We start from the raw sequence: 8656 nt of genomic DNA, 5'->3' as shown, positions 1-8656 counted from the left end.
GAGGTGTAAGTCCGGTTCGGGGGCGAGCATTTGGAAACCTACCATAGAAATATGACAAGGCGCTGGGTGCTTAGCCTACTTAAGACTGTCAGAAAATATTTCGGGGAGGCTGTCGTGGTCACCCAGGAAGTGGATGACATTATCAGTTCCCCTGTCGTGAAGGAAGCTATCATCAACAACAGTGACTGCAAGATTCTTCTTGACCAGCGGAAATACATGAACAAGTTCGACCATATCCAGCGGCTTCTCGGACTGACCGACAAGGAACGCGGACAGATCCTGTCCATTAACCAGGCCAACCATCCCGGACGTTTCTACCGTGAGGTCTGGATCGGTCTTGGCGGTACCCACTCGGCCGTGTATGCCACGGAAGTCAGCGATGAGGAATATGCCGTATATACCACGGAAGAGTCGGAAAAGCTGGAATTGCAGAAGCTGGCCAAGGAACTGGGCGGAAATCTGGAACTGGCCGTGAAACGCATTGCGGAAATGAGAAGGGAAAGGAAAAGGTCAAACGGTAAAGCATGACGGTTATGAATGACAGTTTTGAATCGGATGAAAGAAAGCGTAAGGAAACAATCGAATGTCTCTACTGGTCCCTGATGAACGGATGGGACATACCGAAGGATATCCGTGAACATTACGGATTTTCAGAGGACTATGAGCTGTATCACCGGCTTGAAAGTATGGAACCGGAAGATTACAGGGAAAGAAGGCTCAGAGGCGAGATACCTGATGCCGTAGAGGTCGATGTAAGACTGACACATGCTGTGGAGAAGGTTTTCGAGCGGCTTTGTTCCCCTCCTCCCGTACAGTATCTCGATAAGCTGTATGGAGAACTGGAAAAGCTTGGAGGTTTCATAGCCAACCCGAAGAATATTGACAGTCCTTTCATCAATTCCGGTTTTCTCATGAAATACGGCATTGACCGGAATTCCCCGGATGAAATCAGACGGCAACAGGCAGAAAAGGCCTATAAGGAACTTTATGCCAGGTTTGAAACCATGGTCGGCCTGAAGCCCCCAAACAAAAAGGACGACACCACTATCCGAAAGGAATGCCGGAAGCCAGCCTGCAAAGACAGGCTTTCCGGGAAAGTCCGCATTCCGGTCAGTCCTAAGCCGAAGGAACGAAAGATGGGACTTTGAAAGATTCAGTAAAACAAGAACAACATCATTAAAAAAAGACAAGACATGAAAAACAGACAGTTGTACAGACTGGCCGCCTGCCTGATCGGGGCGGCATCACTGCTGCTGCAGAGCTGTAGTGAAAGCAGGTTCAAGGACTGTGACCGCCTGTGCGGTTCATGGAGCAGTGTGGAAGGCAAGCCCGATGTCCTTATATATAAGGAAGGGGACGCCTACAAGGTGACGGTCTTCGCCCGTAGCGGCAAGGCGCGTAAACTGAGGCCGGAAACCTATCTGCTTGTGGAGGAAAACGGGAACCTGTTCATCAATACCGGCTACCGCATAGACATCGCCTACAATGAGGCGGCTGACGTATTGACCTTTTCTCCGAACGGTGACTATGTAAGGAAGGAGGTGCGTCCATGAGAAGAAGACTGCTGCTGCTTTGTGCAGGAACCTTTTTTCTTGCCGGACAGATACGGGCACAGTGGGTGGTGACAGATCCTGGAAACCTTGCCCAGAGTATCATCAACATGTCGGATAATATCGTGCACACTTCATCCACCGCAGCAAGTACCGCCAAGAATTTTGCTGAGACCGTGAAAATCTACGAGCAGTACAAGAGGTATTATGATGCCCTCAAGTCCGTAAACAATCTGGTGAAGGATGCCCGTAAGGTCAGTGAGGTCATCCTGATGGTCGGTGACGTGTCGGAAATCTATGTGACCAATTTCCAGAAGATGCTGGGTGACGAGAACTTCTCTCCCGAAGAGCTGGATGCCATCGCTTTCGGATATACCAGGCTTCTTGAAGAGAGCAACGGGGTGTTGCAGGACCTCAGGCAGGTAATTAACGTCAGTACCCTTTCCATGACCGACAAGGACCGTATGGACGTTGTGGATGACTGCCATGCCAGCATGCGCCGTTACCGCAATCTCGTGAATTACTATACGAACAGGAATATAGCCGTGAGTTTCCTGCGTGCCCGCAAGAAGAATGACCTTGACCGTGTCCTGAAGCTCTATGGCAATGACATCTCCAAATACTGGTAGCCTATGGTATTGTTATCCGTGGATTTCTCGAATCTCCATACCATTCTGGAGAGCCTTTACAATGAAATGATGCCCCTTTGTGAGGATATGCTGGATGTGGCCAAGGGACTTGCCGGACTCGGTGCCCTGTTCTATGTGGCCGTCCGTGTCTGGCAGTCGCTTGCCCGTGCCGAACCGATAGACGTGTATCCGCTTCTGCGTCCGTTTGCGATAGGCATCTGCATCATGCTTTTCCCGACCCTGGTACTCGGAACGATGAATACGGTGCTGAGTCCGATTGTGCAGGGAACCCACAGGATGCTTGAGGGGCAGACGATGGACATGCAGCAGTACCGTGAGCAGAAGGACAGGCTGGAACATGAAGCCATGCTCCGTAATCCGGAAACGGCCTATCTGGTCAGCGACGAGGAGTTTGACCGTCAGCTGGACGAGCTCGGATGGTCGCCCGATGCCATGGCAACCCGCATGGGCATGTATATGGAAGTGGGCATGTACAATCTGGAAAAGAATATCCGTGATGCCTTCCGCAGTCTGCTGGAACTGCTTTTTGCCGCGGCATCCCTGCTGATAGATACGGTAAGGACCTTTTTTCTGGTGGTATTGTCCATCCTCGGTCCCATTGCCTTTGCCTTCAGCGTGTGGGACGGTTTCCAATCCACGCTCAGTCAGTGGTTCACACGTTACATTTCCGTCTATCTGTGGCTTCCCGTGAGTGACCTTTTCAGCTGTATGCTGGCCAAGATTCAGGTGCTCATGCTGCAGAACGACATCCTGGAGCTCCAGAACAACCCGAACTATTCGCTGGACAACTCCAATTCGGTATATGTGATCTTCATGCTGATAGGTATCATCGGATATTTTACCGTGCCGACCGTGGCCGGATGGATTGTGCAGGCAGGCGGTGCCGGAAACTACAACCGCAACATCAACCGTACCGCGACCAAGGCCGGAGGCTTTGCAGCCGGTGCCGCAGGTTCCGGACTTGGAAATATCGGAGGTCGTCTGCGTGGAAAATAGACAGAACAGGAACATTAAAATGAAAACAGATGGAATTCAAATCACTGACCAATATTGAAAGCAGTTTCAGACGGATACGCCTGATGCTTGCGGTCTTTGTCGGATGCTGCACGCTTGTGACCGTCTTTGCCCTGTGGAACTCATACCGCTTTGCGGAGAAACAGCGTGAGAAGATTTATGTACTCGATGGCGGCAAGTCACTGATGCTTGCCCTTTCACAGGATCTTTCACAGAACCGTCCGGCTGAAGCCAGGGAACATGTAAGAAGGTTCCATGAGCTCTTTTTCGGGCTGTCGCCACAGAAGGATGCCATCGAGCACAATATCAACCGTGCCTTGCAGCTGGCGGACAAAAGCGCCTATCATTACTATGTGGATTTTGCCGAGAAAGGATATTACAACCGTCTCATTTCCGGCAACATCAATCAGGTGGTACGGGTGGACAGCGTGGTCTGCGACTTTTCCGGCTACCCCTACAGGGCCAGGACGTATGCCCGCCAGATGATTATCCGTGAGAGTAATGTGACGGAACGTTCGCTGGTGACTGACTGCCAGCTTCAGAACACGTCCCGTTCCGATGACAACCCCAACGGCTTTATCATCGAACATCTGACCATACTGGAAAACAAGGACATAAGGAGTGTAGAGCGATGAAAAGGAACCTGACAAGACAGGCGGACCTTCAACTCAGGGGGTTCTGTCACAGACTTACCGCGAAACAGCGCAAGGCCGTCCTCTGGATACTGTTTGTACCGTTTGCCGCCGCATGTGTCTATACGGCATTCCGGCCGTTTATGGGCAGTAAGAACCGGAAGTCCGGAATGGAATTTATGGAAAAGGATTCACTCCGTATGGAGTTCATTCAATCTATTGTAAGAAATGGAGAAAGAAAAAGTCAAGAAAGTAATGGAACGGCTGATGAAACCGTTCAGGCTCCGGTCCTCAAAGGACAGGAAGCCGCTGAGTGAGGAACAGAAACGCAAACGTGCCGGATTTGTGGTGTATCCGCTGATGTTCCTGCTGTGTCTGGGAAGTTTCTATCTGATATTCTCACCTTCCGGGCAGGAACGGGAGCGGCAGGATAAAGGACAGGGGTTCAATACGGAAATCCCTTCTCCCGAGGACAGCCGCCTGGAAGGGAACAAGAAGGATGCCTATGAAAAGGCCCTGATGGAACAGGAAAGCAGGAAAAGGAAGACATTCTTTGAAGCTGCGGAGTCCATGTTTGCCAAAGAGAAACGGAAAGACAGTGTCCGTCTTCCCGATAACATTATACCGGAGAGGCAAACAAACACGGAAACGGAAACAGAAAAAGGCAATGCCGGACCGGTCAGTACCTCAGCCGGAGCCTACCGTGAAATGAACCGTACGCTGGGAAGCATCTATGAACCGCGGACCGACCGGGAAAAGGAAAGGCTTCTGGAAAGGGTTGAAGAACTGGAGCGTATGCAGCAGCAGAAGCAGGAGCCACTGTCAGGCATGGAGGAAAAGATGGCCCTGATGGAAAAATCCTACGAACTGGCCGCCAAATACAATAACCGTCAGGCAGTGGAGACTCCTTCTCCCGTCAGAAAGGCGGAGGACAAAAAGGCCATACCGGTGAAACAGGTCCACAATGAGGTGGTATCCTCGCTTTCCAGACCTATGAGCGACGAAGAGTTCATATCCGCCTTTTCGGGAGAACGCAATGCCGGTTTCAATACGGCTGTCGGACGGAAGACAGTAACGGAAGGCAATACCATTGCCGCCTGTGTACATGGTACGCAGACCGTATCCGACGGACAGGCCTTGCGCCTGCGGCTTACCGAGCCCATGTCCGTTGCCGGACGTTTCATACCGAAAGGGACCGTACTGGTAGGTGGCACACGCATACAGGGTGAACGTCTGGAAATCATGGTCAATGCCGTGGAATACAAGGGAACTATCCTGCCGGTGGAGCTGGAAGTCTATGATCTTGACGGACAGCAGGGAATCCTGGTGCCGGGTTCACTGGAATATGACGCTGCCAGAGAGATTGCCGCCAATATGGGAACCTCGATGAACAGCAGCATCAACATTTCCACCGATGCCGGGGCGCAGATTGCCTCTGATCTGGGAAAAGGTGTGATACAGGGCGTTTCCCAGTACATATCCAAACGGATGCGTACGGTAAAGATTACTTTGAAGGCCGGACACCGGGTACTGCTCCATTCACCGGAAAAATGAAATACAGGAAACTATGAAAGAAAAGACAACCATTAAACAAAAGCACATGAAGAAGATTCTGATGATGTTTGCCCTTTTGCTGGGCGTATCGGCTGCCTGGGCGCAGCAGAGTAGCGGTGATTATTATGAGGGGCTGACCCGCAAGATCGGTTTCAGCCAGATGATTCCGCCGCACGGACTGGAAATAACGTATGACAAGACTGTTCATGTCATTTTCCCGGCTCCGGTCAAGTATGTGGATCTCGGTTCTACAAACCTGATAGCCGGCAAGGCCGACGGTGCCGAGAATGTAATCCGTGTAAAGGCCACGACACGCAATTTCAGGGAGGAGACCAATATGTCTGTAATAACCGAAGACGGGAACTTCTATACCTTCAACGTGAAGTATGCCGACGAGCCGCTTCTGCTGAATGTGGAGATGTGTGATTTCATCCATGACGGAGAATCGGTGAACCGTCCCAACAATGCCATGGAAATCTATCTGACCGAGCTGGATAACGAGTCACCCCGTCTGGTACGTCTTATCATGAAATCCGTGTATGAGAATGACAAGCGCCGTATCCGTCATATCGGCTGCAAGCGTTTCGGTATCCAGTATCTGCTCAAAGGGCTGTACACCCATAATGACCTTCTTTATTTCCATACCCAGGTAAAGAACTCCTCGAACGTGCCCTTTGACGTGGATTTCATTACGTTCAAGGTGGTTGACAAAAAGGTGATGAAGCGTACGGCCATGCAGGAGCAGGTGATTTATCCGCTGCGTGCCTATAATTATGTGACACGTGTAAACGGCAGGGATTCGGAATGCACGGTATTCGCCCTTCCCAAGTTTACGATACCGGACGACAAGAAACTGGTTGTGGAGATGTATGAGAAACAGGGCGGCCGTCACCAGAGTTTTGAGGTGGTCAACGAAGACCTGGTGCGTGCGGAAACCATCAATGAGCTGAAGGTACGATGAGAACGAAAGTATTGTATATGCTGGCATTGCTGCTTGTCCTTTCCGTAGGGCAGGCAGACGCCCAGCGGATTCTGCCAAGGATGCAGGGCGTGGAAATGCGTGGAGGTATGGCTTCCGATAACGGATACTATATGGGAATGACTCTTTCAAGCTATGCCAAAGGCGGGAACAAATGGGTATATGGAGCGGAATACCTGCACATGAAGCACGGTTACCGTCATGTGACCATCCCTTCGGCGCAGTTTACGGCAGAAGGCGGATATTACCTGAATTTCCTTTCCGATGCGGGAAAAGTGTTCTTCCTCAATCTGGGAGGATCTGCACTGGCCGGATATGAGACGGTAAACTGGTCCGATAAAAAGCTCTATGACGGGGCCACCCTGAAATACGGCGATGCCTTTGTGTACGGCTGTGCCCTGACACTGGAAATGGAACTGTACCTTGCTGACCGTGTGGCATTGACGGCTTCCTTGCGTGAGCGTTTCCTGTGGGGCGGAAGTCTCGGACATTGCCATACCCAGTATGGAATCGGCATTCGTTTTATGATAAATTAGCGGGCTATGGAACTGGAACAGATTAGACAGATTTCCCTTGTAGGTTTTCTTGAAGGTATGGGGCATGTACCGGTATCCCGTAAAGGAAATGATGTCTGGTTCAGATCACCTTTCAGAAATGAGAGAACAGCATCCTTCAAGGTGGATACACAGCGGAATGTCTGGTTTGATTTTGGCATCGGAAAGGGAGGTGACATCTTCCATCTTGCCGGAGAACTGACAGGAAGTACCGGTTTCATGGAACAGCTGGAGTTCCTTTCAGGGAAATCCGGCATCCTTCCCTTACGGCCTTTACAGGAACGTAAGAAGATACCCCGCGTTTCCGGATTCGAGGACGTGAAAGTGACGGAACTGAGTCATGAGGCTTTGAAAGGCTATCTGAAAGAGAGAGGCATTGATCCGGCCATAGCCGGGAGATTCTGCAAGGAAGTGGCATATGGAATACGGGGCAAACGGTATTTTGCCATAGGCTTCATGAATCGGAGCGGCGGTTATGAACTCCGTAACCCGATGTTCAAGGGCTGTATCTCTCCCAAGGATATTTCCTGTGTGTCCCTGTCCGGAAAGAAACAGGATACGTGCTGTGTGTTTGAAGGGTTTATAGATTTCCTTTCTGCATTGGTATTGCGGACTGTGGAGGACGAAGACTGCCTGGTGCTGAACTCTGTATCCAATCTGGAACGGTCGTATGCCGTTCTGGAGGGTTACGGTAAAATCCGGTGCTTTCTTGACCGTGACCGGGCAGGGATTACCGCACTGGAGACTTTGACCATACATTTCGGGAACAAGGTCACGGACTGTTCCGGTCTGTATGATGGATTTAAGGACTTGAATGAATATCTGACAAAAACAAAGGAAAACAAATGAAGACAGAAAAGAATATGAGAAAAGGATTTGGGCTGGCAAGCAAGATTGCCATTTTTTGCATAGGTCTGGTCAGTCTTGTACTGACCTCGTGCGAATCCGAGCTGGAAATCCAGCAGAGTTATCCGTTTACCGTGGAAACAATGCCGGTTCCAAAGGAACTGAACAGGAATGAGACGGCGGAAATACGGTGTGAACTCAAAAGTGAGGGCGATTTTGACGGTACAGTCTATACGATCCGTTATTTCCAGTATGACGGGGAGGGTTCCCTGAAACTGGACAACGGTCTTGGATTCAAGCCGAATGACCGTTATCTGCTGGAGAACCGGAAATTCAGGCTGTATTATACTTCACTATGTGACGAGGCGCAGAACTTCATTGTCGTTGTCGAAGACAACTGGGGAAACATGACGGAAATGGAATTTGACTTCAACAATGCTGGTGATGAAGAGACGGATGCCGTGGAAGATTCTTTGTCAGTTCAGGAAGGAGGTGCCCTATAATAACCGTAAGGCTTTTAAGGTCAGTACTGCCATTGGTGGTACTGGCCATGACGGTAACTTCCCTGCGTGCACAGGGGAATGTGGAAGACTCACGTTGGGAAACGGCTGTCAGGTGTATCAAGAAATACGAAGGATGGCATGGTCCGGAACATCATCCGTATGTTGCATACGGTCACCGTATCAGAAAAGGGGAAAAGTTTACCGCCAGGCTGACAGAAAGTGAGGGAGACAGTATTCTGAGAAAGGACCTGAAGGAAATGTGTGCATTGTTCCGTCACCTTGGAAAGGATTCACTGTTGTTATCCGAAATTTCGGATAACAGAAGTTATCCAAACCAAAATATTATCCCAACTTGACTTTTTATTGTATTGAAT

The 8656-nt window shown here is 50.2% G+C and carries 11 protein-coding genes and 2 pseudogenes; all 13 read left to right on the top strand.

The features are described from left to right. Positions 1-63: 63 nt before the first annotated feature. Positions 64-528: pseudogene (locus KTR07_RS27235) on the top strand (conjugal transfer protein TraG); the annotation flags it as partial. A gap of 5 nt (positions 529-533) precedes the next feature. Beyond that, positions 534-1148, top strand: a complete 615-nt coding sequence (locus KTR07_RS27230) for a hypothetical protein (RefSeq protein WP_004326319.1) — start codon at positions 534-536, stop codon at positions 1146-1148. Positions 1149-1193: 45 nt separating this feature from the next. Beyond that, on the top strand, positions 1194-1553 hold the full coding sequence (locus tag KTR07_RS27225; RefSeq protein WP_004326318.1) for a DUF3876 domain-containing protein: 360 nt from the start codon (positions 1194-1196) through the stop codon (positions 1551-1553). Next, positions 1550-2179: a DUF4141 domain-containing protein gene (locus tag KTR07_RS27220; protein WP_004326317.1), complete on the top strand. Its 630-nt coding sequence runs from the start codon at positions 1550-1552 to the stop codon at positions 2177-2179. Before KTR07_RS27225 ends, KTR07_RS27220 begins: the two co-directional genes overlap by 4 nt. A gap of 3 nt (positions 2180-2182) precedes the next feature. Then, a complete protein-coding gene (gene traJ / locus KTR07_RS27215; RefSeq protein WP_004326316.1) occupies positions 2183-3196 on the top strand; it encodes a conjugative transposon protein TraJ in 1014 nt (337 codons plus the stop codon). Positions 3197-3225: 29 nt separating this feature from the next. Continuing rightward, on the top strand, positions 3226-3849 hold the full coding sequence (traK, locus tag KTR07_RS27210) for a conjugative transposon protein TraK (RefSeq protein WP_004326315.1): 624 nt from the start codon (positions 3226-3228) through the stop codon (positions 3847-3849). After that, on the top strand, positions 3846-4163 hold the full coding sequence (locus KTR07_RS27205; RefSeq protein WP_004326314.1) for a hypothetical protein: 318 nt from the start codon (positions 3846-3848) through the stop codon (positions 4161-4163). Before traK ends, KTR07_RS27205 begins: the two co-directional genes overlap by 4 nt. Next, entirely contained in the window at positions 4102-5400 is a 1299-nt protein-coding gene (gene traM, locus KTR07_RS27200; protein ID WP_005776860.1) for a conjugative transposon protein TraM, read from the top strand. The genes KTR07_RS27205 and traM overlap by 62 nt, the downstream gene beginning before the upstream one ends. 46 nt (positions 5401-5446) lie before the next feature. After that, a complete protein-coding gene (gene traN / locus KTR07_RS27195; RefSeq protein WP_005776862.1) occupies positions 5447-6361 on the top strand; it encodes a conjugative transposon protein TraN in 915 nt (304 codons plus the stop codon). Next, entirely contained in the window at positions 6358-6915 is a 558-nt protein-coding gene (locus KTR07_RS27190) for a conjugal transfer protein TraO (RefSeq protein WP_005776863.1), read from the top strand. The genes traN and KTR07_RS27190 overlap by 4 nt, the downstream gene beginning before the upstream one ends. Positions 6916-6921: 6 nt before the next feature. Then, positions 6922-7782 (top strand): toprim domain-containing protein, encoded by an 861-nt coding sequence (locus KTR07_RS27185; RefSeq protein WP_005776864.1) that lies wholly within the window; start codon positions 6922-6924, stop codon positions 7780-7782. Next, complete coding sequence (locus KTR07_RS27180; RefSeq protein ID WP_005776865.1) at positions 7779-8282, top strand: DUF3872 domain-containing protein; 504 nt, start codon at positions 7779-7781, stop codon at positions 8280-8282. Before KTR07_RS27185 ends, KTR07_RS27180 begins: the two co-directional genes overlap by 4 nt. 47 nt (positions 8283-8329) lie before the next feature. Further along, positions 8330-8587: pseudogene (locus KTR07_RS27175) on the top strand (glycoside hydrolase); the annotation flags it as partial. Positions 8588-8656 lie beyond the last annotated feature (69 nt).

This window comes from Bacteroides sp. MSK.20.82 (assembly GCF_019052485.1).
Taxonomy (GTDB): Bacteria; Bacteroidota; Bacteroidia; order Bacteroidales; family Bacteroidaceae; genus Bacteroides; species Bacteroides thetaiotaomicron.
The sequence above is the reverse complement of the archived record's forward strand: the minus strand, read 5'-3'. Positions and strand labels throughout refer to the sequence as shown.